The organism is Actinocrispum wychmicini, assembly GCF_004345645.1.
In the GTDB taxonomy this organism is placed as follows: Bacteria; Actinomycetota; Actinomycetes; order Mycobacteriales; family Pseudonocardiaceae; genus Kibdelosporangium; species Kibdelosporangium wychmicini.
In genome coordinates this window covers 175,098-200,039 of the sequence record NZ_SLWS01000004.1, presented here as the reverse complement: position 1 = coordinate 200,039, position 24,942 = coordinate 175,098, and the positions used below count along the sequence as shown (strand labels likewise).

The following is a 24,942-nucleotide window of genomic DNA, read 5'->3' as shown; positions in this document are numbered from 1 at the left end:
TGCGCTCATCGCAATGACCGACCAACCAACCGTCGTCGTCGACGCGGGTTCGTACTCCTTGTCCGAGACCTCAATCGCCGGCGCGGGCCAGCGCCTCGCGGAGATCGCTCAGGTCCTCAGCCAGCGGTACACCGTGCGAGTGATCACATCATCTGCCTTGGACACCGTCGACCTCGGTGCGGCGGAGGAGGTCGCGCTGGGCGAGGAGGCGGCACGAGCCATCGCGACGGCCGACGCCGTCATGTTTTTCGACACCCCGGACCGGGGCCGGATCGAGTTCGCCGTCGCCCACCGCAAACTGATCATCGGCGAATGCCGGGCGCCCATTGAGCACATGAGCTATCCCTCGGTGCTTGCCTGTGCCGACCCGACCGGTGAGCATCAGCGATTCCTCGGCACCTACCGACGCCTGCTGCAGGTGACGCACCATTTCCTCTGCCGCTCCCAGGTCGAGCGGGCGGCGCTGCTGTCGACGCTGTGCGCTTTCGGCCGGACAACGCCCGCCGACATCGCGCGGTCCTGGACGCTGGACCACCTGGTCACCACCGTGCCGGTCGGGTTCAGCCGGCGCAGTCTCGAGGCGGCGGACGCCGCCAAGCCGGTCCATCTGGCCGACTTCCTGTGGACCGGCGGTATCTGGGCCTTCTTCGAGCCGCTCATGTTGGTGGAGGCCATGAAGGTCCTCCGTGACCGCGGCGTGGACGCCAGTGCCGCCTTCCTGCACGCGGCGCCGACTGAGGACACCCGGTCCACCATCATCGAGGTCGGCAAGGCGATCGACGATCTTGAGCTCGGCGATCGCGTCCACCTGCACACGAAGCGCCTCGCACTGTCCGAACGTGACCAGTACGTGAAGGCCGCCAAGGCGTACGTCTGCATCGCGAGGCCGGGTGCGGAGAACGAGACCGGCACACGGCTACGCCTCCGCGACACCTGGTTGTACGGCATACCCACGATCATCGACCCCCACGGGATCTCCGGCGAACTGGTCGCTCGCGAGAACCTGGGAGTCGTCCTGCGCAAGCCCAGTGCCGACAGCCTGGCCGACGCGCTGCAACAGGTGAAGTCCGGCGCGGTCGGCAGGCCCGGCCAGCGCATGGAGCGGCTCTACGAGAACAGCATGGCCGCCTTCATGGACTGGTTGGACGAGGAACTGCGCGGTGGATGAGTTGGACGTCCGCCCGAATGTCGACAGGCGAACAGGGAGCCACGTCATGGAGTACAAGGACCTCGGTGTCGTACCCGTCGTCAGCGCACAGGCCAACTCAACCCCGCTGGGCGGCTGCACACTCAGTGATGGCGTCATCTTGGCAATGGGTAACGCCGCGCGGTTCCACGTCGACCTGGACCAGCTCTGGCGGGCCGCCGGCAGCTTCCTCGCCGAGGTCACCGGCAGTGAGGACGCGTGCCCAGTCACCGGCGCAGCCGCCGGCATGGCGATCGCGGTGGCCGCCTGTGTCGCCGGGACGGACGCCCTCCGCGTCCAGCGCCTGCCCGACCCCGCTGACCGACCCAATGAAATCGTGCTGCAGAAGGGGCACTCCATCAGCTACGGGGGTGCACCCATCACACAGATGATCGCGCTGGGCGGTGGCCGGACCGTCGAGGCGGGCGCCGTGAACGAGACACTGCGGAGCCACGTCGCCAGCGCCGTTAGCCGGAGGACCGCGGCACTGGTGTACGTCACCTCTTACACCCACGCGGTCCACAAGAAGGAAGTCTCACTCGACGAGTTGGTCGCCATCGGCCGCGAGCACGGCGTCCCCGTGATCGTGGACGCTGCGGGCGAAAGCGACCTGCGGCGCTGGGTGGCGAGCGGGGCCGACCTGGTGATCTACAGCGGGCCCAAGATGCTGGGCGCGCCCACGTCCGGGTTCATCTGCGGGGGCAGCGAGCTGGTCGCGGCGTGCCGGGCGCAGTACGCGGGCATCGCCCGGCCCATGAAGGTCGGCAAGGAGAACCTGTTGGGGCTGCTGCAGGCCGTCCGGGAATACGCCGCCGTTCCGGAAGAGGAGCGTGCCGCGGCGCAACGCGTGCGGATGACCAAGCTCGCGGCCCGGCTGGACAGGCTCCCTGGTCTCTCCGCCCGCGTCACCCAGGACGACTCCGGGCGCATGATCTACCGCGTCCTGCTGACCGTCGACCCCGCCTCGGCTGGGCGGAGCGCCGCCAGCCTCGCCGAGGAGATGGCAACGGGCATTCCGTCCATCCATCTTCGCGACTTCAAGGTGCACCTGGGCCAACTCGAGGTCGACCCGCGGGCGCTCACTCCCGACGGAGAGGAAGCGGTCGTCCGGCGGCTGAAGGAAATGCTGTTGGACCAGAGTGGCGCACGAGCCGACGTAGGGGCGGCGCGATGACACGGATCACGCTGATCGGGGCGGGGTTCCTGGGAAACGCACTCACCCTGGGAGCGGCACGCCGTGGCTGGAGCACCACCGTGGTCAGTCGTTCTGATCCGTTCGCCACCCAGGACGCGGATCCCAGGCTGGGTGAGATCCGATTGCTCTCCGGCGACGGCGTCGAACGTCTGCCACAGACTCTCGACCAGAACGTGGACGCGATCATCATCGCCGCGGGCGGCCGCTTTCCGTTGCCCTCGACGGCGGCACCCGCCGCCGACGCGATCGGGACGCTCTCGCTGGTGATCGGTGTCTGTGAGACGGTTCGCTCACTCAGTCCCAGTACGAAGATCATTTTTCTGTCGTCCGCCGGTGCCGTGTACTCGCCTGGCGGCGAGCTGAAGTGCGAGTCAGATCCAGGGGAACCCACGTCTCCCTACGGAATGTCGCGACGCATGGGCGAAGAATACATGGAGTACTACAGAAGAGTGCACGGCTTGTCCACCCATTCGCTACGCTGCGTGAATGTATACGGTCGCCTCCTGCCGCGGTCGCGAGGGCAGGGTGTCGTGTCGGCGGCATTCTGGAGCGCCTTGACCGGGAAGCCCTTCACGCTGCACGGCGACGGGCGGCAGGCAAGGGACTTCATCCACGTCGATGATTTCGTGACAGCAACGCTCGGCCTGCTCGAATCCGGCCGAGACCTCCCTGGAACGATCAATGTGGGCACCGGCGTGGGCAATTCCATCACCGACGTACTCGACGCGGTTGGAGCAGCCACGGGTTCCACCATCGCGACCACTCCGGGGCCTAACGCGCACACCGACACCGGCAACCTGGCAGTCGATTTGCGGCTGCTCCGAAACATCATCGATTTCGACCCGCTCGACCTCGAGTCCGGCATCAAGCTCATGGCCCGCGAAATCGCGGCCGGCGGTTGTTCCGAAAGCCTGTGACATGTCGTCGCCCTACGTCGACGTAGCCTCTGAGAGAGCTGCTTCATGTCTACCAAGGTAAATCGTTCCGATGGATTCTTGGCGTCGTCCATCACCCTGAGCACCGCGGAGACACCGGACCCTGACTCCTTCCTCGAGAAGCGATCGGCGTCCGCCAGCTACGGCGTCGCAGAGATTCCGTTGGACGCACTGCCCGACTGGCGGATCGACGACCGCCTCTCGCACGCGTCCGGCCGGTTCTTCGCGGTGGAGGGACTGTCGATACACACGGACTTCGGGCCAACGCCCCAGTGGTGTCAGCCGATCATCGTGCAGCCGGAGATCGGCATCCTCGGCATCATCGTCAAGCGCATCAACGGCGTCCACCACTTCCTGATGCAGGCGAAGATGGAGCCGGGAAACAGCGAGCTGGTCCAGTACGCCGCGACCGTTCAGGCAACCCCCAGCAACTACCAACGCGTGCACGGCGGCCGATCCACCCCGTACCTCGAGTACTTCCGGGAGCACGCCGGACGACGCATCGTATTCGACCAACTCCTTTCGGAGCACGCGTCCTGGTACCTGCACAAGCGGAATCGCAACATGATCGTCGAGATTCCCGAGAACGAAGACATCGCGGTAGCTGACGACTTCGCGTGGTTGACGCTCGGGCAGCTGCGGCATCAGCTCGAGCGGGGGAACCGCGTGAACATGAACGCGCGCACGGTGCTGTCAGGCATCTCGTACGACGCGGAGGACGATGCGGACTCCTACGGCGACATCCGGGACGCGTTTCGCCTCCAGGTGGTCGAGTCACACAGAGCAGGCCGATCGAACGCCGACGTCTCCGCCGCGATGACCTGGCTCATCGACCAGAAGGCGAAGTTCAGCCTGGACATCAGGCGGATCAGCCTGCGCGACATGGACAAGTGGGTGCGCGGTACGGACAGCATCCGCCACTGCGAGGACCGCTACTTTCGGATCGTCGGGCTGTCGGTCGCGGCGCCGAGCCGGGAGGTCGACACGTGGTCTCAACCGATGCTCGAGCCGACGAGCAGCAACGTCGTGGCCCTGATCTGCCAGCGCCGGTCGGGAGTGCTCCAGTTCCTCGTTCAAGCCATGATCCAGCCCGGCCTCACGGACAGGCTGGAGCTCGCCGCGACGGTGCAGCTGACCCCTGGTAGCTACCGCGGACCGGAGGACCTCCCACCACTCGCGGAGTGTCTCGACGCACCCGAGTCCTGGATCCGCCTGGAAGCTGTGCAGTCGGAGGACGGTGGGCGGTTCCTACGCGCTGACACGACACACGTCGTCGTCAACGTCCCAGACGGGCACACGGTCAACGCGCCGGACAACTACCGGTGGATGACCCTGGGCTTGCTGAACCGTCTGATCCGCTCCGGCTACTACGTCAACGTCGAGGCTCGCAGCCTCATCGCTTGCCTGCTCTGACTCACACCACACCGAAGGGAGATCCGCACCCGTGCCTTCATCCACTATCGACTGTGCTCCGTACCGGGCAGAGCTACTCGCTCTCGCGTCGACACTGCCGACAGTGCCGCGGGCCGACCTGGACGCGTTCTTCGCCGACGCGATGCGGCTGGCGGACCGCCTGCCCCAGGAGCTGCGCCACGGTCTGGACGATTTCAACGCCAACGGGAACCTGGACGGTTACCTGCTCCTGCGGGGTCTTCCCGTCGAACCGGACGACGAGCTGCCGCCCACTCCTACGTCCAGCCCGCCGCCGGAGGACCGGCGACTGCTGAACATGGAGGCCATGCTCTGCGTCGTTGGCGGGGCGCTGGGGCTCCTCACCGCCTACGACCAGGGCTACGGGAACCGTCGCTCCATCACGGTCTTGCACGAGCTGTACCCGACGCCCGAGGCGCATCCACTGTCTGGGGGGACCTCCAAGACCCAGCTCGAGTTCCACACGGACCTCTCGCACCACGCCCACCAGCCGAACTACATCCTCCTCTCCTGCTCGCGTGGCGACCACGAGGGCAGGGCTGCGACCCTCGTCGGCTCGATCCGCAAGGCGTTGCCGCTGCTCAGCGACGACGTGCGGGACCATCTGTTCGAGCGGGTGTTCACGCGGCGGTTCGACGCCGCGGACCCTGGAGCCACGGCGCACGTCAAGCCCTTGTACGGCAACAAGGACGACCCGTACGTCAGCTTCAACCGGTCGTTCCTCACCGCCGAGACCCCGGAGGACATCGCAGCCCTCGACGCGCTGTCGACGGCTCTGACAGACGTTACCGAGCGGGTTCTGCTGAGTCGCGGCGACCTGCTGATCATCGACAACTTCCGGATCGCCCACGGACGTGCTCCATTCACCGCGCGCTGGGACGGCAAGGACCGCTGGCTGCACCGGGCGTACGTCCGCACCGACCGGAACGGCCAACTGTCGGGCGGCGAGCGCGCGGGCGACGTCATCCCCTTCGTCCCCCGCTGAACCCTGAAGCCATGGAACTACTGCTGATCGGCATGTCACGGTTCGCCCAGCGGCGCGTGCTGCCAGCCGCCGCGTCCATTCCCGAGGTCGAGACGATCAACGTCGTCAGCTCGCACGTCGGCGCCGAGGCCCTCAGGCGCGTGCCGAAGCTCGGCACGGTGTACACCAACTGGAGCGAGGCGTTGACCGTCGCCCGCCCTGGCCTGGTCTACGTCTCGCTGGTCAACAGCGACCACGCGCGAGTGGTTCGCTGTGCGCTCGACCACGGGCACCACGTGGTGGTCGACAAGCCGGGCCTGCCGGACCCGGACACCGCCGAGGAAATGGTGTCACTGGCCCGGTCGTCGTCGCTCGTCATCGCTGAGGCCACCTGCTACTCGTTCCACCCGGTGTTCGCGGCGGTCGAGTCGGTCCTCGCGGACCTCGACGCGGAGGTCACCAAGGCACTGGCGGTCTTCACTCCCCCCGTTCCAGCCGATGACTGGCGGTACGACCGAGCCAAGGGTGGCGGGGCACTGCTGGACACCGGTCCCTACGCGGTGTCCCTAGGTCGGGTGCTGTGGGGCGCGGAGCCCGAGCGAATCCACGTCATCGTGGGCGATCGCACTGCCGCCGCGCTCGAGACGTCATACAGCATGCTCGCGGGCTACCCGGGCGGCCGGACCGTCGTCGGTCAGTTCGGCTTCACGACCGCCTACCAGAACATGGTCCGGCTAATGGGAAACGGATTCACGATCGAGGTCGAGCGGCTCTTCTCCGCACTGCCGGGGATGCCGGTCGACCTGCGGGTCCAGGCCGGAGACCAGGTGTATGCGCACACTGTGGAGCCCGCCGACAGCATGCGAGTATTCCTTGCCGAGGTCCTCGCGGCAGCCGACAAGGGATCACAGAACTTCGAAGTCCCCCTGCTCAGCGATGCCCGGTCGCTCGCTCGTCTCACGCGAGCGGCATCGGTTTCTCCAGAAGCCGAAATCCCTTGACCGTTCCGACTAACCGCGCAGTGCACGCAAGAGACACGCACCGAAACGAGCCTGCGGGAGGTGCCAGCATGCAGCAGTTGCACGCCGACTTCAGGGATCCACGGTGCGCACGGCCCGTGGACTTCACGGAGCACGACGCCCCGAACCAAGTCGTGCACAACCTCGAAGAACGCGGCTTCGCCGTGGTCACGATGGCGGAGCCAGGGCCGCCCGACGCCAAACTCGCATCACTGTCCGCGGCATTGCGACTTGGCAATCCCTACATCCCAGCCCTCTACCGTTATGCGGAGACGAAGGACTACTCCGCGTCCTACAGCGACATCCGCAGCGACACGAACGACCGACACCCCGGCTTCAACACCACAGCCGGCCAAGCCTGGCACGTAGATGGTCTCCTCGACGAGATCGGCGACATCAGGACCACCATCCTCTACTGCGTCCGCGCCGCTCACCGAGGTGGGAACACCCTGCTCTTCAACTCTCTGGCCGCCTTCGCGGAACTCCGCGAAAGGGACCCGGCCGCGGCGGAGGCACTCCTCTCCCCTGAAGCCCTCAATCGCCGCTCCACCATCCCCGCCATCGACGTGAACGCCACCGGCCCAGTGTTCTCGGTCGACGAAGAGGGCGACCTCATCACCCGCTACACGGACAATGAAACCTGCACGTGGAACTTCTCAGCCGGCCCACCCGGCGGCCTGCACAGAGGATTGGCCTTCCTCCGCGCGGCATCCGACAACCCGCGATACCGACTGGCGATGCGCCTGACTCCCGGCCAAGCCCTGGTCTTCCGCAACGACCGCCTCTCCCACGGCCGACAACCCTATGAGGACAAGCCAAACTCCCGCCGCCACTTGGTCAGAGCGCTCTACGCCAACGTCCCCACCACACCCAACTGATGGGGCTGACTGTGGTCGGCGGAGCTGGCTAGCCCGGCGAGCCGCTGTGACAAGTTCTCCCTGGGGAAATCCCGGGGACGCGCGTTGAGTTCGGCGGCCAGGCTGTTCAGGGGAATTCTTTGGCGAGAGGACACCGCATGGGAGACACGCTTCGTCTGCTGCGGGTGATGTGGTCAGCGGGAAAGGGAATCGCGGTTGTTATCACCGTCATCCGGTTGGTAGAGAGGCTGATTCCGGCGGCAACCGCCATGGTGGTGGGACTGCTCGTGGGTCGGGTGACGGCGCTGAACGGCACCGGGGGTTTCAGTACCGTGCTGTTGCCGCTGGCGGCGTTCGGTGCGGTGTTGTTCGTGAGTCATGCGGCGGAGACCGTGGTGGAGCCGTTGGCTTATCTGACGCAGCAGCGGATCGACGGGGCACACCGCGCGGCGGTGACCCGCTTGGTGGCGAGCAGCCCGACCATCGACCTCCTGGAACAGCCCGAGGCGCAGCACCTGATTCAGCGGGCCAAGGCGGACCCTGACGAGTACACGCAACGCACGCCGGGGCAGGCCGCCCTGGCGGGGCTCGATCAGGCGGCGGATGCCATAGGGGTCGTCGCCACCTGCCTCGTCGTCGCTCAGTTCGCCTGGTGGCTGGTTCCGTTGCTGCTGATTCCCTCGCTGATCTGTGTCCGGCTGCGCTATCGCCAGCGATTGAAATTCGTCCGGCTCTGGCGGGCTCAGCTCGATGAGCTCCTGAGGGCCGACCGCTGGCAAGAAACGCTCGTCTCGGCGGGAGTGGGAAAGGACATGCGGGTGTTCGGCTTTGGCGACTGGGCTGTGCGTAGGCTGCGGCGGCAACACGTGGTCCGCTGTCAGCCCATATTTGCCTTGTGGCAGCGTAATATCTGTGGTCAGTTGTGGCTATTTCTGTTGGCGGCACCCCCCTTGCTGATCGCGATCACGGCCGTGGCGGCGGGCACAGTTAACGGGCAGGGTTCGTTCGCGACAGAGACTGCGGTGTTGACGGCTGGAGCGGCGCTGTTCACGATGATCGGGCCGGGCGAAAGCGCGCTGACCCGGCTGGCGGGGCTCGAAGCCCTGAAGGCGTATGACGAGTTGGCCGAGGTCTTCGGGAAGGACGCCCAGCGTCCGCCGCCCGCGGCCCCGGCCCACACCGGCTCCTCCAGTCATGTCCGTTTCGAGCGGGTCGGGTTCACCTACCCGGGAACGACACATGCCGTACTCGATGGACTCGACCTGGAGATCCGCCCCGGCGAGCTGCTCGCAATCGTCGGACTCAACGGGGCAGGCAAGTCAACTCTCATCAAACTGCTCTCCGGCCTTTACAAGCCGACCAGCGGACGCATCCTCGTCGGCGACGGCCAGGACCTGGCCGAACTGGAGGCCAGAGCCTGGCGGGAGCGGATATCCGTGGTCTTCCAGGATTTCGTCAAGTACGAACTGTCAGCCGCCGACAATGTCACTCTCGGCCGCCCCGGCGTCGTACCGGACCCGACCGTTTTGGAGGCAGCAGCGCGGGACGCAGGACTACGACCGGTCCTTGACCGCCTTCCTGACGGCTGGGAAACGCCGCTGGCACGCACGCGCACGGGCGGCGTGGATCTTTCCGGTGGCCAATGGCAGCAGGTCGTGCTGACCCGGGCGCTGTACGCGCTGTATACGGGCGCGGAACTTCTCGTGCTCGACGAGCCGACCGCCCACCTGGACGTCCGCACCGAATTCGAAGTCTTCCAGCGGCTGGCCGAACATCGCGACGATGCCGGTGTCGTACTGATCTCGCACCGCCTGTCGACGGTGCGCCAGGCTGATCGAATCGTGCTGCTCGGCGGCGGCCGGATCACCGAATCCGGCAGCCACGACGAGCTGATCGCATCTGGCGGCGACTACGCCAAGATGTTCGCGATCCAGGCGGAGCGCTTCCAGCAGGGCTATCGGCACACGATCGAGGAGGGCGAACTGCTGTGAGGCGCTACCTGGCTCTGTGGGCCGAGATGCTGAGGATCTCCAGGCGGCGGGCTCCGGCCGCGACGGCCGCGATGTTCGGCGTCTGCGCGCTGACCATCGCGGCCGCGGCCGGGATCGCCCTGTCGTTGCGTGCAGTGATCGACGCCAGCGCCCACGGCACGCTGGGCACGGCTGTGGCGGCGGCCTGCGGCGCGGCCGTCTGCTACGGCGTGACCGTGACGTTCCAGCAGACGATCTGGGACCTGTTGCCACTGTTGTCGGACAAGACGAACTTGGAGTTGCGTCCGCAGATCCAAGGGTGGATCGCCGGGATCGAGGGCCTGGATCACCTGGAGCGCACCGACTTCCTGGACAGACTGGAAGGAGCACGCGACAACAGCTGGCAGATCTCCATCAGCCTGTGGCACCTGGTCATGGCCGCCCGGTCAGGACTGCAACTGGGCGTCACGCTCCTGATCCTGGGCACCGTGAGCCCTTGGCTGCTGTTCCTCCTGCCGTTCGCGGCCCTCCCACTGTGGTTCGACCATCGCGGAAAGCAAGCGGTGGTGGACACCGAGACGGCGACCGCCGAGGTGTTCCGGCTTCAGCGTCACCTCTTTCAACTCGGCACCCGAGCCGACAGCGGCAAGGACATCCGCGTGGCGGGCGCCAGCGAGGAGATCGCCCGCAGGCAGGCCGCGGCTTGGGACGAGGCGGCGCACCTGCGCTACCGGGCACGGATGCGTGCCGCGAGGTGGAAGTTCGGCGGCTGGGCGGTGTTCGCCTGCGGGTTCGTCGGAGCACTCGCCCTGGTCGCCTACCAGGCAGCGCAGGGCCAAGGCACCGCGGGCGATGTGGTGATGGCCGTCACCGTTGCGTCCGGCCTGCGGCATACCGTGCAGCAGTCGGTCGGCCGCACGGCGAGCACGCTCGCGACGAGGACAGCCATCGAGTCATATTTCTGGCTGAGGGAGTACGCCGCCGCCGAGATGGCCCGCACGGTCGGCACCGCCCCCTCCCCCGCCCGGCTGGACAAGGGCATCGCCTTCGAGCACGTCTCCTACCGCTACCCCGGTATGGACCGCCTCGCCCTCGACGACGTCAGCGTCCGCATCCCGGCGGGAACCGTGGTCGCGATCGTCGGCGAGTACGGATCGGGCAAAACCACCCTGGTGAAGCTCCTCGCCAAGTTCTACCGACCGGACGACGGCCGGATCACCATTGACGGCACGGACCTCGCCGACCTCGACACCGCCGACTGGCGCTCGCACATCAGCGCCGCGTTCCAGGACTTCGGACGCTTGAAGACCATCTTCGCCGAGGGCGTCGGCCTCGGCGACCTGCCGCACCTGACCGACCGCGAGCGCATCACACGTGCGGTGCGAGACGCCGACGCCACGTCCCTTGTAGAGCGGCTCCCCCAGGGCATGGACACCCAACTCGGACGCGAACTCGGCGGCGTCGAACTCTCTGAGGGCCAGTGGCAGCGGGTCGCACTCGCGCGGGCTGTCATGCGGGACGGTCCTCTGCTGTTCGTCCTTGACGAGCCCACCGCCTCCCTCGACGCCCCCAGCGAGCACGCCATCTTCGAGCGCCAGATGGAACGCGCACGTCAACTCGCCGAGCACACCGGGGCAATCACCGTGGTCGTCTCGCACCGTTTCTCCACGGTGACCGGCGCCGACCTGATCCTCGTCCTCGACCGGGGCCGACTGGTCGAGTCCGGCACCCACGGCGAACTGAGCGCCCTCGACGGAGGCCGCTACGCCGACCTGTACCAAATCCAAGCGGCGGCCTACACGACCTGAGGACGACGTGGCACAAAGGTCGCCTGTCCGACGAGGGGAAATTCGGACACGGCGCCCCGTCGTGCCGGATCGAGATGGCCAACTCGCCCAGGGCGATTCTCAATTCCGCTTCTGGGCGTCCCGGCGGGGTTCGTGCAGGTACGTTTGCCCTGGTGGATAATACTGCTATGACAGTAGGGGAGGTTTGAACAGAAGCGGACTGAGACGGGAGTTCCTGACCTGCCCACGCAGCGTATGCCGCTGCATGGGTTCATGTGGCCAAAGCAACCGGGTGGTCGGCGTCCGCGAGTCCGACCGCGACAGGCACGTGCCCAATGCAGCCTGACTCACCGGTCGCGGCGTGATGTTCTGCCGTCCCGCCTCCCACTTCGAGATCATGCGCTCGCTGACGCCAAGGTGCACGGCAAACTCGCGGATGCTTATCCACTTCGCGTCGCACACCGCACGGACCTCGACACCAGACCAGCGTTGTACTGTCACTACGTCGCTGCTCTCCCTCGGACGAGCGCAGCTCGATCTTGACCGCCACTACAGGTGTTCGGCGGGGATGTCCGCGTACAGCTCACGCAACTCGCGCAGCGTCTTGTGATCGCTGGCCCACTGGGTACTCTCGACGGCGATAACCGACCTGACCCCTGTCACGGCGTTGGTCGCGAACGCCGCGTCCATGCCGACCAAGTCGGCGGGAGTCAGTGGCTCCGTTACCACCTGCTCATCCAATGCCTGGTGGAGCAAGGTCATCGTGATGCCGGCAAGGTACTCAGACCGTGGCCACACGATCTGTCCATCCCGGACGAAACCGATGTTCGAGGTAGCGATCTCGCCGATTGTCCCGTCCGCGTTCAGGAGCAGCACGTCATCGAAGCCGTCTCGCTGGGCGGCTCGACGAAGTCGGAGCGCGCCGAACAAGCCGATGTGCTTCACTGCCGGAATTTCCCGGTGGTAGCAGGCTGCCTGTAGGCGCCACGGTTTGGGCTCTCCCTGCGGCAGAGCCGTTCGCGTGGTTACGAGCACCTGAGGGGAGGCGTCGGTGCCGATCGTGCCCAGGTCAAGCGTCGGATCGTAAACGGTCACACGCACAATGATCGCTTGGTTGTCGTCCCCAAGAGCGTGCCGAACGCAGTGCCGCACACGGTCCACGTCCAACTCCGCGTCGAAGATCTGCCGGCAGTCTCGGGCCAACCGTTGCATGTGGAGGGACAAACCCCGGACACGTTGTCCCTGCACAAGCATTGACGTGAAGTGCCCGTAGTTTGTCAGTGCCAGAACCTTGACCTGATCAGCGGTCGCGCGTTCGCCGTTCAGTTCCATGCCTTCAGCTTCCCATCCATCAATGGCCGAGGCCGTACAGAATTGCTTGTTCCGAGCGACGCGGTTCGTCAGCGGAAGGCGGTCGTGACCACGCCGCGGGCAAGATCCGACGCCACAACTGTGGCAGCACCGGCCTCAACCAGCTCGTCGATGGACTCCCGCCGTCGGTACACATCATCGTGCTTGTTCGCCGGCTAGTTCATCGCCGGTTGAGGCCGGTACCCATCGCGCTAGGATCCGCACCGGTGCGAGTTGTCCATCATGGATGATGAAGCGCCTGTCGACTGTTGGCAGTGCAGCAAGACGGACCAGAACATTGCGGGGAGAGTGGTGCAGCGGCCAGTCCTCAGCCCTGATGAGGCCCCAGCACGTGAGTGTGTGCAGAAAGAAGGGGTCGGCAGCCACCCATCGGTCACTGACCAACACCTCGAACCAGACGTGCCGAGCTGGAAACGGAACGCCAACGAACAGCCCAGCGGCGGGCCGGACCGTCAAGCCAACATCTTCTGCTATTTTCCTCAGATACATGTTGGCCAGTTGGCAATCGGCCAGCCCAGTGTCGGCGACGTAACCAAGGTCCTGGGTGAAAGCCTCAGGAATCCGGTGAAACATCAGCCGGCGCGCGGCCGCTACCACCTCGTTCAAGGCTGACCCGAAGTCGTGGGCCTGATGCAGCGGCTCGGCCCGCCTGACCAGGGAGCTTCCGGTAAGCGGTTCAGACAAGTCACCCGGCATCATGGCCGCCGCCGATGGCCCGACGGTGAACTGGCAGGCCCCGACGTGCCCCGGCGCTGGGCATCGCCAGTCGAGCCGGATCTCGTACGCCCCGCGTTCGTGTTGCAGGCCGCCGCCGAGCGACCGGCTCCACCGCCTCAGGAGAACCCGCTCCGGACAGTCGAGGTCCAGGCTCGACGACACATTCTCGAGGTCGAACTGGTCGAACAGCAGCCCACCACCAGTACGGCGATGAGGCAGTCCCAGATCGAGCAGCGTCTCCACCAAGTCGTCATCGATGCCGTACTTGTGCTGAATACCGGCACGCACGACGGAGAAATTGCGATGCTGATCGCCGACGGTACGGATGCGGGCGACGACCATCTGCGGCGATTCTTGACTCACTCTTCCTCCTGCTCACCGCGACGTTCCGAGAGTCATCACGTGGCCGAGGTCGACCGGCCGTTGATATGCCGTTGCGGGTGGGGCAACAGGCACACAGCACGGAACGGGGTGGCGCGCTTACTGCGTTCAAGCCGACGAAGCTTGTCGAGGAGCGCGAACTCGAGGGAACTCACAGTCTCTCGCGAACTGCTCCGGCCAGCCAGCAGTACCGGGCCCACCATCGGCCGGTTCGCGACCAGTTGACAGCGACGTGCGCCTGAATCTTGCCACGCTGGACGATGTTGGACCGCACGGTGAGGTGTTCCGCCACCCGCAGGTCCTCAGTGGACCATAGTTCACCCTGGTGCCTTAGCAGTAACCTGGCCACGGACTCCAGTTCCCGCACAGCTCGCGCGAGCGCAGCCCCAACAGCCATCCGACGCCGAACAGTCTCCGGGCCGGCCCCCGGTCGCGTCCTCGACAACGGAGGCCGCGACTCGGCATCCGCGTCAGCCTCCACGGCCCGTTCGCCGATGCGTTTGATCGCCTCGGCGATGGGACCAGACAGGCTCATGTCGCAAACCTCCACACCACGTCCAGGGTGGACTCGACGGTGGCGAATGTGTCTCCGACCAGGTACTCGTCGGGGAAAGTGATGTCCAACTCGCTCTCCAACAGCATCACCAGTTCCACGATACGCAACGAGTCCATGCCCATCTCCCACAACGGAGCATCCGGCGGCAGCACGGTGTCGGCGTCGAGGCCACAGACCTTGCGGATCGCCGCAATCACGGCGTCGTTGTCAACCACAGCCACCCCTTACCATCGTCACTCTGGTCGCACCAATGACTTTCGCTCCGTCCACAACAACCTCAGCGGGAAGTCGACGGGACAGGAATCCGACCGCGCTGGCGGACAGGCCGTATGCCCCGACATTCGGCACCCGGACCAGGTCTCCGGGCATGACATCCAGTAGAATTTCCCTGTTGAGCACGTCGAACGGGGTACACAGCGGCCCGGTCACAGTCATCGGCCGTTGCCTACCTGCCTGTGAACAACGGTGCACGACCTCGATACCCACCGGCACGGGCAGTGTGCGCCCGCTCGCCTGCAACCCCGCGACGCAGTTCACGCCCGCGTCGAGGACGACGTACTCCCTACCCTTGGAGGACTTCACATCCAGCACTCTTGCGTACAAACTGCCGGCCGTCGCACTGAGGAACCGCCCGGATTCGAACACCAGTTGCGCGTCTGTCGGTGCGGCGGCGAGTTCGGTCAGCAAGGCCGCACGTAGACCAGCTAGACCAAGCACGCCAGGTCGGCCGAACGGTGCGGGGAATCCACCGCCCAGGTCCACTATGGCCGGCCGGAAACCGAACCTGCGGGTCATCTCCCGTACGAACTGTAACGCCTCTCCGGCCGTGGCGGCGAGAATCCGCACGTCCGTCTGGTTGGACATCGCATAGACCTGGAACCCCACCACGTCGCCCGCGCCGAGGTCGTGGGTTGACCACGCGCTCATCAGGTCGGCGTCATCGATGCCGAACTGGCTGGGCCGGCCCGACATGGTCAGCGAGGCACCCGTGTGCGCGGACGTGATGTTGACCCGCAAAAGGATTCCGGCGAACCCACCGACCGCGCGGACCTCTGCCAGCTCACGAAAGCTCTCCACGGTCACGTAGCCATCCCACCGCTTGGCAAAGTCGGTGAGCTGGCCGCGGGTCTTGCCGGGGCCGGAGTAGATGACCGATGTCGCGGGCGTGCCATCCGGGATCGAGGACCACTCCCCCTCGCTGCTCACCTCGACCCCCAAACCCTCGGCCAGACAGGCCGCAACGATTCCGGGATGGGGATTGGCTTTCAGCGAGTAGAAGACCCGGGCGTCGGCCGGCAGCTCGGTCCGCAGCAGCGCCGCCGCGGACCGAACCCGCGCCAGGTCGTACGTGTACAACGGGGTACCCAGCCGCGCGGCAAGCACGAGCAGTTGGTCATTGGAAAGGGACATGTCAACTCTCCCGCGCCGCGGCGAGCTCACGCAGCGCGGCCAGGTCGATCTTGCCGCGATCGTTGACCGGGAAGCGGGCCAGCACACGGATGTCGTTGGGCACCTTCCACGCACCGACCTCTCCGCCCAGGTGGCGTCGGATCAACGGGTCCGACGCCACACCCTCGACGTACAGCACAGGCTCACCACCTTGGGGCCCGGGAACCAGTGCGGCCGCGCTGACGGTTTCAAGGCCGACGACGGCACGTTCGATCTCGGCGGCGGCGACTCTGGTACCACGGATCTTGACCTGACCGTCACGCCTGCCATGCACGTAAAGTCTGCCCTCGGCATCCAGGTGACCGTCATCTCCGGTCAACAGGACACGGCCGCCCGCACGCTCAACGAACACAGCATGGGTGCGGACCGGATCGCCCCAATAGCCGCGCATCACGTTCGGACCCTGCACCACGATCTGACCGACTTCGCCGGGGGCGGCCCACACACCATCGGATCGCTCGATCCACACGGTCGTACCGGGCAGAGGGCGACCGACGGTACCCGGCGCGCGCAAGTCCTCGTCCACAGTGGAGATCGACGCCCGCTTGCACTCAGTGAGTCCGTACATCGACACCAGACCGGCGTGCGGGAACAGATCCCGCAGTTCGGCGCGAGTGACGTCATCCCAATGCGCGCCGGTACTGGTGATCAGCCGCACGCCGTCTCGAACGGGCTTGGGCCAACGAGCCGCGATCGGCATGCAGGACCGGGCGAGCGCGGGCAGTACCGGAAGAACGGTAGGCCGTCGACGGCCCGCTCTGGCGAAAGTGGCGACCGCGTCCCCCGCCGCGACCACCTCCAGGCTGGCTCCGGCAGCCACGGTCAGAAACAGTTGGTACAGGCCATAGTCGAAGGAGAACGGCGGGATCGCGAGGACGCGGTCGCCAGGTAAGTAGCCCAACATGTGTTGGATGGCGGTGACACTGAACGACACCGCCTCCCGTGAGCAGATCACACCGCCAGGTCGCCCCGACGAACCAGAGGTGTAGATGACCAGCGCCGGGTTCCCGGCCTGCTCGCCCGCGCCGCCCGGACCAGGTTCGGAGGTCTGCTCGGTCAGGATGAGATGCGGCGTGAAGTCCTGCTCGATCATCGCGCGCTGGGTGTCGCTGTAGCGGTTACCGATCACCGACACCGTCGCGCCGAGCTCCGCCGCAGCATAGAGGGAAACCGTCGTCCGCACCGCGCTGCGCGCGCTGACCAGGATCCTGCTGCCCAAGCCGATTCCCTCTCCGGCGAGGGATCGCGCGAAATCCGTGACGTGCGTCGACAATCGGGCGTACGTCACCTCGGTGCCGTCCTCGACGATCGCCACCGCGTCCGGGCGTCGTTCGGCGGACCGGTGCAGCAGATCAGAAAGGCGCGGCGACGGCACTTGACGCGTCATGAGCGTGGACCTGCCAGTCTGCCCTCTTGCAGTCGGGAATCCCAGCCACGCACCAGATCCGTAGAGTGGCAGTGCCTGTCGCGGTCGAACTGGTTTTTCACACCCGATCCGGAGGTCAGTACACGCAGAGCGGTCAACGTGTACGACGCGGCCGCGTCGCGGAGCAGCGACAAACTGTCGGTCAGTACCCGGTGTCCCGGAACAACCCGATCGGCGGTCACCACTACGACGGAAGCCGCCTTGCGGCACAGTCCGGCCGCGACAGCGGCATCGGTCATTCCCCATTTCCGCGGAACTTTCAAGTCGTCGACGACATCCGCGTCAATCAGCCGGTCGAGTGTCAGCAGCTCACCGAAGGCCACCCGGAAATCGGTCAGGCAAACGCGGCCGTCCGCACCGGTGGGATACTGCTTCGCCATGCATTCCTTCCCCCATGTGCGGACACAAAGCGTGCTACACGCAGGTCACGATATGTGGCGCGACAGACGCTAAGCCAAATTCGCCCAGGATGTCAAGCAACCGTGCACACCCTCAGTATCGGCTGGTCAACTGACCAACGCCGACAGTTGAACACGAACGATTGACCGTGTCACGCGCTGACGCGTACCATGACTACGGCACGTTAGGCAGAAACGTCAGTTAGTCAGACTGTGTGAATATCGCCGCCGACGGACACCGACGCATAAATCTCTTTGGGGGGATTTATTTGATGCCGAAGGATGACACTGGCGAATTGATTGAAGTCGGTAGTTCCGTAGCCGGAGAGGCTGCTGAACAGAACCAGTACACGAAGTGCCACGCCAACGTTCCCATCAGCACACTCGATTTCTCCGGGTCGCCACGCCTTGATGGGGAGAACCCGGCGCACACGAGGCTGCTCGCCGAGATCGACGCCGCGCTGCCGCCCATCCTGGTGCACCGGCAGACGATGCGGGTCATCGACGGCAGGCATCGGCTGCGGGCGGCGAACCTACGCGGCGAGCAGACCATCGCCGTCGAGTACTTCGACGGCGACGAGGACCGTGCTTTCCTGTTGTCCGTCAGCGCCAACCTGTCGCACGGCCTGCCGTTGTCACTGGCCGACCGGAAGGCCGCCGCCGAGCAGATCATCCGCCAGCATCCCGAATGGTCCGACCGGGCCATCGCGGCGGCAGCAGGACTGTCCGCGGGTGCCGTGTCCGCAATCCGGCGCGAAACGGCCACCGGCGGCGGTGAGTTGACCGCACGGATCGGGCGGGACGGTCGCGTCCGGCCGATCGACCCGACGCAGGGCCGGTTGCGGGCCAGCCGTATCCTCGCCGAACGGCCACGTGCGTCCCTGCGCGAAATCGCGAAGGAGGCGGGTATCGCGGTCGGCACGGCGCGGGACGTGCGAGATCGTGTTCGGCGTGGACTCGATCCGGCACCGGTCAACCATCGCGAGGAACAAGGCGCGCCGCCGGAGCAGGGGCACGAGGCGCCGAAGACCGAGTTCGAACAGGCACAGGCGCGGTTCGACACCTTGACCGCCACCCTGCAGTCGTTGAAAAAGGATCCTTCGCTCCGGTTCACCGAATCCGGGCGGCGGTTGCTGCGCTGGCTGGAAGGGCACGCACTCAAACCCGAGGACTCATGGGTGGTCCCGTCCAGCCCACCACACTGTGCGGTGCTGATCGCGGACATCGCCCGGCACAATGCGCTGATGTTGCACAGCCTCGCGGACGTCCTTGAACAGCAGGGCCAACAGGCGATGTAAACGAGCCTGGCCCACCGTGCTTGTCGTCCCTCGGCGCTCCACAGCACCGGCAGGAACGCGCTGAACCGGCGTGCCGTCCGGGCAGGACCGTGATCGAGGATCGCAGTATCGGATGGCGCAACACGAAGCGGCGCGCCAGGTCCACGGGATCGGTTGGGGGGCTTGCGCCGGACTGCCGTGTCCCAGTCGGCGCAGTCCCTGCCAGTGGTATGGATCGCGTCCCACATGAACCGCTGTCGACGACGGCCATGAGCGACTGGGCAGACGCGAACGTCTTCTCGATAAGCGCCGGGTCGGGAAACTCCACGTAGGACTCGCGCTCGACCTCCAGCACGATCCGCATCAGCCACGACGAAGTCATCCCGAGGTCAGGTAGCCGGTCGTAGACCGAGATCTCGTTCCCTTCCGGCCTGTGCGTCAAGACCTCTCGCAGTATCGCGAGGACCTGCTCCGTACCATCGCGCCCGGCGGGTGAGCCTGTCGGTCGTACACCCTCTCTTCCATCGCGGGCTACATCGCCTGGCGGCTTCGCTGTTCCAGCACCTCCGCGAACCCGTGCCACATCTGCGCGTACTGACGGGCTATGTGCGCGACCTGCACGACACAGTGCGATGGAACGGATGACGCCAGTATGGTGTCGGCCTGCGGCCGCGAAGCATGGTCGTGCAGCCACCGCAGCAGCCGCCGGCCGGATTCGGTGAACCTGAGCGACGGGTCGTTCTTCAACGATCGCAGGGCCGACTCGGGATCGGTCTCCGCCAACCCCCGCACCGGAGTTCTTCGTTCCAAGGCGGGCTCGTGCCCGGACGGCGGTTCCCTCTCGACGGCCGTCGTCCTGCGAGCTTTGCTGGGAACTGGGTCCATGCCTCGTCCGACACGGTCACGAACGTCACGAGCCGTGCCGACCGCGATCCCCGCTTCTCTCGCGATTTCCCGCAGTGACGCGTGCGGCTTGTCCGCCAGCACCTGACTGGCCCGCAACCTGCCCGCCGTCGAGTCGATCGGTCGGACCCGCCCGTCTCGCCCCATCCTCGCGGTGGACCCATCGTTGTCCGTGGCGGAGCCACGCCGGAGCCGGGCCACGGCATCTGCGGACAGCCCCACAGCGGCGGCGATGCCCCGGTCCGACCACTCGGCATGACGCTCGATGACGCGTTCCGCGGCGGCCTTCCGGTCGGCCAGCGAGAGCGGCAGGCCGTGCGCGAGGTTCGCTTGGACGGACAGGATAAAGGCGGCGTCCTCATTGCCGTCGAAGAACTCGACGGCAATGGTGTCCGCGCCACGCAACACAGCGGCCCGAACCCTGTGTTCGCCGTCGATCACCTGCATGGTCTGCCGATGCACCAGGATGGGTGGCAGCGGGGCACCTATCTCCGTTAGCAACCTGATGTGCTCGGCGTCCGTGCCGTGGACGCGCGGCGAGTTGGCCAACTTGAGCGCATCAATTGGAACTAGTACGCTGGCTTCGCTGCCGCCGGTGTCATCCAGCTCGTTGCCAACGTCTTCGTGCGCCAGGACCTGTTGCCACGGCGCGCCATAGAATTGGACATGCGACATAGACGAATCTCCCAAGAATCTATGCAGCCAACCCCCGTGTGTGCCGCTTTCACGGCACGAATAGCAGCGTCATCGGATGCGGAGTGTCACAGATCGGTCAACGCCTCACCACGAGGGTATGCCGTCGGCACACCCGCTGGCAAGATCGAGACGGGATCACCGCGCGGCATTGCCGTGCAGTTCGAACGATGGCCGGCCGACCGGCAGGACGAATCGACTTAACGCGGTACGCCCGCGAAAAATAGGGTAAGATTCATCCGGAAAACTTGCCTGTTGCGCCCACTACCTATGCAGACTATCCTACCCGCGCCTATCACGTCCGACGTTCAAGCGCACGGCTTACGCAGTTGCGCATCACCCGAAAGGACGCAGAACCTGCTCCGCCCAGAGCCTAGGAATGCAGCCACCGTCCCTTGACCTGCCGACCGGCCACGAGCCACCGTGTGCGGTTACGACTACCCCTTCCACATGTTCACCATCGAACCTGCGTTGCGGTACACGGTAGCCGGCCGCGCCAGGCGCAGCCGGGTCGGCCTCTATACACTGTTCTTCAGCGTGTGTCAGGCACCAACCGCGACGAACATTCTCGACCGTGCGGCGCCCAGACGTTGACGTAGCGTATCGGCTGAAATAGGGCGTCCGCCCTGCTCCGAGCGAAGTCCGCCCATCCGCTCAGCAGTAGCGGCCCAATCGTATCAAACGTGGCGTGGTCGACTGGCCGGAAATGAGCGGCTCGGTAATGTTCAACGCCAAGGTCACCGTGCTGGCGAACAACAATAGGCGCCGCGCCGGCCACAGCCGCTCACGGGACATGCTGTTGACACAATGTGCCGGATCGCCAGCAGCAACCCTCGCACGGAAAGCTCGGGCGACCAGTGTGCAATCCATCGAGGACACCGAGCCGAGGTAGCTATGCACGGCGTGCGCCTCCCGGCCGCGCAGGCGCCTTCATCGCATCGGCCTCCTGACTCGACTGGCTCGTATGCCCATCAAACTGCGAAACTCGAATTGGGAAAGCGCCGCTGCGGCCTTGCTCAGGGCGACGCAGCACGCTATGTTCAAGTGGGGAAGAAATCTCGCCACCCAGGCCATGTTAAATTGCGGCTCTGGTCGCCCGAAGGGGTTCTTGGGCCACGTGTTGGACAATCGACAACTTGCCAGATAGTCCCTCGCGTGTCTGATGTCGCCTCAAGCAACATGAAGTGGACACATCGTGCAGGTTCCATTGCTGACGGATCAGGCCGCGTATCTCAACTTGCTCGCGCCTGCAATGCTCAACCCAAATCGATTCCCACTTATTGTCAGACAGATTCTGCCCGCCGAAATGAGATATGACGCGGTGGTCAGGACCGTTGATTATGTGTGGAAGAAACATGATGCGTTGCGAGCGACGTTTCGACAGGGCGAAACCGGCTGGGAACAGTACATACCCTGTGCATCAGAGAATTTTCGCCTGGACCGTGCCAGTCTTCGAGATCTTCCTCCGTCGGAGCGAGAAGCCGCCGTACGTCGCATTGCGATTGACGCCGCTTCGACGCTCGACATTCACTCATCAATGGTGCGGTTCGTAGTTGTAGAAAACATCGGTGAGCAGGAAGGCGAAAAAGAGTTATTAATTTGTGTTCATCATTTGGTGTGCGATCTTCAGTCGATATCCGTATTGTGCTCCGACATCGCGACTGTGGCACGTCAGATAATGAGAGACATGCAGGTAGCGACCCCAAAGGCATACCCATATCGCGACGCAGCGGAAATCATAAATTCATACGCTTCATCTCCCGGGTTGCGGGTTGAACTTGACCAATGGACAAAGCTGCCTTGGCAAGACCTTACCCCTCTTCCTCAAGCCGATTTCGGAAAGACGCCGACAATCGTTCCGCGAAAACTGACAGCGACCAAATCGTTCAACAAGACATCTAAATCTCGCGCCTTGCCCGAGGCATTTTCGGGCTCCATGGCGGTTTTAGGTATGGCCCTAACGAGTTATTTCGGCGGCCCAGTGGCGACGGAACTGGTCCACAATGGCCGATCACTTCAACAACGAAATCCGCATGCCAGACATTCCCGCCAAGATATTCTACAACTGCGAGATTGGATACTTCCACGTACGGTGATCAATACAGTCGGATGGTTTGCCCTGTCGGGTACAGTTATTCTCCCATCAGCCAACCGAGCGTATCGAGCACTTCTCGAGTCCAGCCTCCATGCCATGCCGAATCTCGGCGCTGGCTACGGTATTTTGCGACACATTGGCGCTCCCGAAGTATTTGACGAGATGCTCATCGCGAAAGGCCGCACACCCGGAGTTTGGACCAATTACACCACGATGTCCGCATATCACTCAGAGTTTCGCACTCCATTCGAATGGAAATTCGTGGATGGGGGTATTGACTGTTTCTTCAGGGGGACGCCGCTGACCTTGAGAGTGCAAGAGCATAGCGACCGGCGAAGGGTAGCTGTCACATGGGATGTGAAGCTTCATGGAGAAGATGCTGGTTATCAAATCCTTGATCTAATCCGTCGCAGCACGGAAAGCCAATCGTGCTAACAAACTTGGCGTCGCGGTCGCGAATCAGGTATCTGAATCGGTGCCCGGCCTCCTCCGGATCACCGGCGAGACCGCGGGCCACCTGAACCACCCAGTGCCCGGTCGGATGCTGGGTGGCGCCGGGCAGGTGGACCCGACGTGTGTTGATCTCAATGACGAACGCGACATACAAGCGTTTCAGCGTCACGGTGTCGATGTGGAAGAAGTTGATCGCCAGCAGACTGTCGGCCTGGGGCGCGCAGAAAGGTGCGCCAGGTATCGTCGTGGTGCGTCGGCGGCGAGATCCTGTTGGCACGGAGGATCTTGCGGATGGGTCGAGGCGGCAACCCGATAGCCGAGGAGGCCGAACTCGCGCTGGATACGCACCGCACCCCAGGTCCGGTTTTCCCTCGCCAGGCGCACGATCAGGCGATCAGGTCGTCGCTGATCGGCGGACGGCCCGGTGGTTTCGGCTGCCGCCACCGTGCGGCGACTAACCGGCGGTGCCAGCGCAGCAACGTTCCCGGCGTGACAATTCGACGGCACGTAGGACCTTGGGAGGGATTCGGGCAGCGCTGCCAAGACCGCGCGATCCGGCCACGACAAGCGAGGCTTCGGATTTCTCGGCAGGCGACACCGCGACCGCGCTTCATGAACTCTTGAGCTCACTGCTCAGCTGGACCGCAAGCGGCATTTCGCACGCCTCGAGTGCCAGGAACGCGATACGCCTGGCCGACCACAAGCATGGAGTCGACGCGGGCTACGCCGTCGAGCAACGGGCGGATGGCTTCCCCGCAACGCTCCAGCACGCCCTCACCGAACACCGCGCCGGCGCGCATGAAACGGACGCTATCGACCGGGGTCGTAGCCGCGGAGGTTGATGTACAACTGCCCATCTGGGAATCGCTCGGCGGTGCGGTGGGCCCACCGCACCGCCAGGGACGTCTTACCGATTCCGACTGTCCCGGATATAGCGAAGATCTGCCCGAATGTTGATCGCTGAGTGGGCCCGGGGCGCGGTGCTGGGATTGCTCCCGGTCCGTTTCCCCGGACCTCTCGCCGAACCGCCGTGCGCCTCTCAGCGCAACGGGCTCTCCACGATGTCTACTGTCAGGCGTGGTTTGCAGGCGTCCAAGGGTTGGGGATGTTGCTGGCGCGGTAGCGGCATCGGGTAACCGGCACCGTTGCGATGTTGAACAGCTCGATCCCGTCCATTGCCGGTCGTCGCCATCGCCCGGTGGGCGTGGCAAACCGGCGACGGGAATCCTTCCACCTCCAGCGGTGCCGTATCCTCAGCATCCTGATCACTCGCCACCAGACGAAGTGTTCCAGGATATCGAAGGTGTGCTTGGCCACGGCGTGCTTAAGGTAGTTGGCCCATCCGCGCATGATCTGGTTGAGCCTGATCAGCACGGAACCCATGCTCTGCTGCGACAACCTGTTTGTGAGGGCACGTATCCTTGCTTTCACCCACCGAATAGGACGGTTAGCGATGAAGGCGCATACGTGCCACCGGTTCGTGCCTCGCTTGCGGCGCCACTGGACGTGGAACCCCAGGAAGTCGAATCCCTCAGCCATGTGCACGACCTGGGTCTTCGCCTCGGATAGGCGGAGCCCCATCGGCGCGAGCACCGTGGCGATCTCCTCGCGCAACGCCGCAGTGTCTTCCTGGCTGCCAAAGACCAGGGCGACGAAGTCGTCGGCGTAGCGGACCAACCGCCACGTCGACAACCCTTTGCGGCGACGGACCGCGCGCCGGGATTCGGTGGACATGAACCCGCCTGGTTTCCATGGTCCGTGCAGGTGCTCGTCGAGCGCCGACCGGGGCGATGTTTGCCAGCAGCGGGGACAGGAGTCGGGTTGCGGCGGCACGTTACCGCGCCGCCGCCCCCTCAGAACCGTACGTGCCATGCGCCAT

The 24,942-nt window shown here is 65.1% G+C and carries 21 protein-coding genes; 11 read left to right on the top strand and 10 right to left on the bottom strand.

Annotated elements, in window-relative coordinates; genetic code table 11:
* Positions 1 to 13: 13 nt before the first annotated feature.
* The 9 genes from EV192_RS19040 to EV192_RS19000 all read left to right on the top strand — a co-directional run bounded on the left by EV192_RS19040 (position 14) and on the right by EV192_RS19000 (position 11,365).
* A complete protein-coding gene (locus EV192_RS19040; protein ID WP_132117163.1) occupies positions 14 to 1,168 on the top strand; it encodes a glycosyltransferase family protein in 1,155 nt (384 codons plus the stop codon).
* Between the two features lie 46 nt (positions 1,169 to 1,214).
* Positions 1,215 to 2,360 carry a PLP-dependent aminotransferase family protein gene (locus EV192_RS19035; RefSeq protein ID WP_132117161.1) on the top strand — a complete coding sequence of 382 codons (1,146 nt, stop codon included), beginning with the start codon at positions 1,215 to 1,217 and terminating at the stop codon, positions 2,358 to 2,360.
* A complete protein-coding gene (locus EV192_RS19030; RefSeq protein ID WP_132117159.1) occupies positions 2,357 to 3,298 on the top strand; it encodes an NAD-dependent epimerase/dehydratase family protein in 942 nt (313 codons plus the stop codon). The genes EV192_RS19035 and EV192_RS19030 overlap by 4 nt, the downstream gene beginning before the upstream one ends.
* Before the next feature lie 78 nt (positions 3,299 to 3,376).
* Entirely contained in the window at positions 3,377 to 4,729 is a 1,353-nt protein-coding gene (locus EV192_RS19025) for an NDP-hexose 2,3-dehydratase family protein (RefSeq protein WP_165960476.1), read from the top strand.
* Positions 4,730 to 4,760: 31 nt separating this feature from the next.
* Positions 4,761 to 5,732 (top strand): clavaminate synthase Cs1, encoded by a 972-nt coding sequence (cs1, locus tag EV192_RS19020; protein WP_132117155.1) that lies wholly within the window; start codon positions 4,761 to 4,763, stop codon positions 5,730 to 5,732.
* 11 nt (positions 5,733 to 5,743) lie between these two features.
* On the top strand, positions 5,744 to 6,712 hold the full coding sequence (locus tag EV192_RS19015; protein ID WP_132117153.1) for a Gfo/Idh/MocA family protein: 969 nt from the start codon (positions 5,744 to 5,746) through the stop codon (positions 6,710 to 6,712).
* 68 nt (positions 6,713 to 6,780) lie between these two features.
* Positions 6,781 to 7,608 carry a TauD/TfdA family dioxygenase gene (locus tag EV192_RS19010; RefSeq protein ID WP_132117151.1) on the top strand — a complete coding sequence of 276 codons (828 nt, stop codon included), beginning with the start codon at positions 6,781 to 6,783 and terminating at the stop codon, positions 7,606 to 7,608.
* Positions 7,609 to 7,745: 137 nt separating this feature from the next.
* Complete coding sequence (locus EV192_RS19005; protein ID WP_132117149.1) at positions 7,746 to 9,578, top strand: ABC transporter ATP-binding protein; 1,833 nt, start codon at positions 7,746 to 7,748, stop codon at positions 9,576 to 9,578.
* Positions 9,575 to 11,365 (top strand): ABC transporter ATP-binding protein, encoded by a 1,791-nt coding sequence (locus EV192_RS19000; protein ID WP_207926133.1) that lies wholly within the window; start codon positions 9,575 to 9,577, stop codon positions 11,363 to 11,365. The genes EV192_RS19005 and EV192_RS19000 overlap by 4 nt, the downstream gene beginning before the upstream one ends.
* A gap of 165 nt (positions 11,366 to 11,530) precedes the next feature.
* On the opposite strand, the gene EV192_RS55870 is transcribed toward EV192_RS19000, so the two are convergent.
* From EV192_RS55870 to EV192_RS53920, 8 genes are all read right to left on the bottom strand, one after another.
* A complete protein-coding gene (locus EV192_RS55870; RefSeq protein ID WP_279493839.1) occupies positions 11,531 to 11,806 on the bottom strand; it encodes a helix-turn-helix domain-containing protein in 276 nt (91 codons plus the stop codon).
* Between the two features lie 87 nt (positions 11,807 to 11,893).
* A complete protein-coding gene (locus tag EV192_RS18990) occupies positions 11,894 to 12,676 on the bottom strand; it encodes an aminotransferase class IV family protein (protein WP_132117147.1) in 783 nt (260 codons plus the stop codon).
* Positions 12,677 to 12,850: 174 nt separating this feature from the next.
* Positions 12,851 to 13,795: a hypothetical protein gene (locus EV192_RS18985; protein ID WP_132117145.1), complete on the bottom strand. Its 945-nt coding sequence runs from the start codon at positions 13,793 to 13,795 to the stop codon at positions 12,851 to 12,853.
* A gap of 169 nt (positions 13,796 to 13,964) precedes the next feature.
* The gene (locus tag EV192_RS18980) at positions 13,965 to 14,348 is read right to left on the bottom strand and encodes a hypothetical protein (protein ID WP_132117143.1); all 384 of its coding nucleotides are present in this window, start codon (positions 14,346 to 14,348) and stop codon (positions 13,965 to 13,967) included.
* Positions 14,345 to 14,584: a phosphopantetheine-binding protein gene (locus EV192_RS18975; protein ID WP_207926132.1), complete on the bottom strand. Its 240-nt coding sequence runs from the start codon at positions 14,582 to 14,584 to the stop codon at positions 14,345 to 14,347. The genes EV192_RS18980 and EV192_RS18975 overlap by 4 nt, the downstream gene beginning before the upstream one ends.
* The gene (locus tag EV192_RS18970) at positions 14,577 to 15,779 is read right to left on the bottom strand and encodes a type III PLP-dependent enzyme domain-containing protein (RefSeq protein WP_132117139.1); all 1,203 of its coding nucleotides are present in this window, start codon (positions 15,777 to 15,779) and stop codon (positions 14,577 to 14,579) included. The genes EV192_RS18975 and EV192_RS18970 overlap by 8 nt, the downstream gene beginning before the upstream one ends.
* A gap of 1 nt (position 15,780) precedes the next feature.
* A complete protein-coding gene (locus EV192_RS18965; protein WP_165960475.1) occupies positions 15,781 to 17,205 on the bottom strand; it encodes a class I adenylate-forming enzyme family protein in 1,425 nt (474 codons plus the stop codon).
* Entirely contained in the window at positions 17,202 to 17,624 is a 423-nt protein-coding gene (locus tag EV192_RS53920) for a hypothetical protein (protein WP_207926131.1), read from the bottom strand. Before EV192_RS53920 ends, EV192_RS18965 begins: the two co-directional genes overlap by 4 nt.
* A 314-nt stretch (positions 17,625 to 17,938) precedes the next feature.
* Between EV192_RS53920 and EV192_RS18960 the strand changes: the two genes are divergently transcribed.
* A complete protein-coding gene (locus tag EV192_RS18960; protein ID WP_243726934.1) occupies positions 17,939 to 18,940 on the top strand; it encodes a ParB/RepB/Spo0J family partition protein in 1,002 nt (333 codons plus the stop codon).
* Between the two features lie 510 nt (positions 18,941 to 19,450).
* Here the strand turns inward: EV192_RS18960 and EV192_RS18955 are convergent.
* Complete coding sequence (locus EV192_RS18955; protein ID WP_132117134.1) at positions 19,451 to 20,497, bottom strand: ParB/RepB/Spo0J family partition protein; 1,047 nt, start codon at positions 20,495 to 20,497, stop codon at positions 19,451 to 19,453.
* A 1,213-nt stretch (positions 20,498 to 21,710) separates the two neighbouring features.
* Between EV192_RS18955 and EV192_RS18950 the strand changes: the two genes are divergently transcribed.
* Positions 21,711 to 23,045: a condensation domain-containing protein gene (locus tag EV192_RS18950; protein ID WP_132117132.1), complete on the top strand. Its 1,335-nt coding sequence runs from the start codon at positions 21,711 to 21,713 to the stop codon at positions 23,043 to 23,045.
* 1,089 nt (positions 23,046 to 24,134) lie between these two features.
* Here the strand turns inward: EV192_RS18950 and EV192_RS18945 are convergent.
* Positions 24,135 to 24,797, bottom strand: a complete 663-nt coding sequence (locus EV192_RS18945) for a group II intron maturase-specific domain-containing protein (RefSeq protein ID WP_132117130.1) — start codon at positions 24,795 to 24,797, stop codon at positions 24,135 to 24,137.
* Positions 24,798 to 24,942 lie beyond the last annotated feature (145 nt).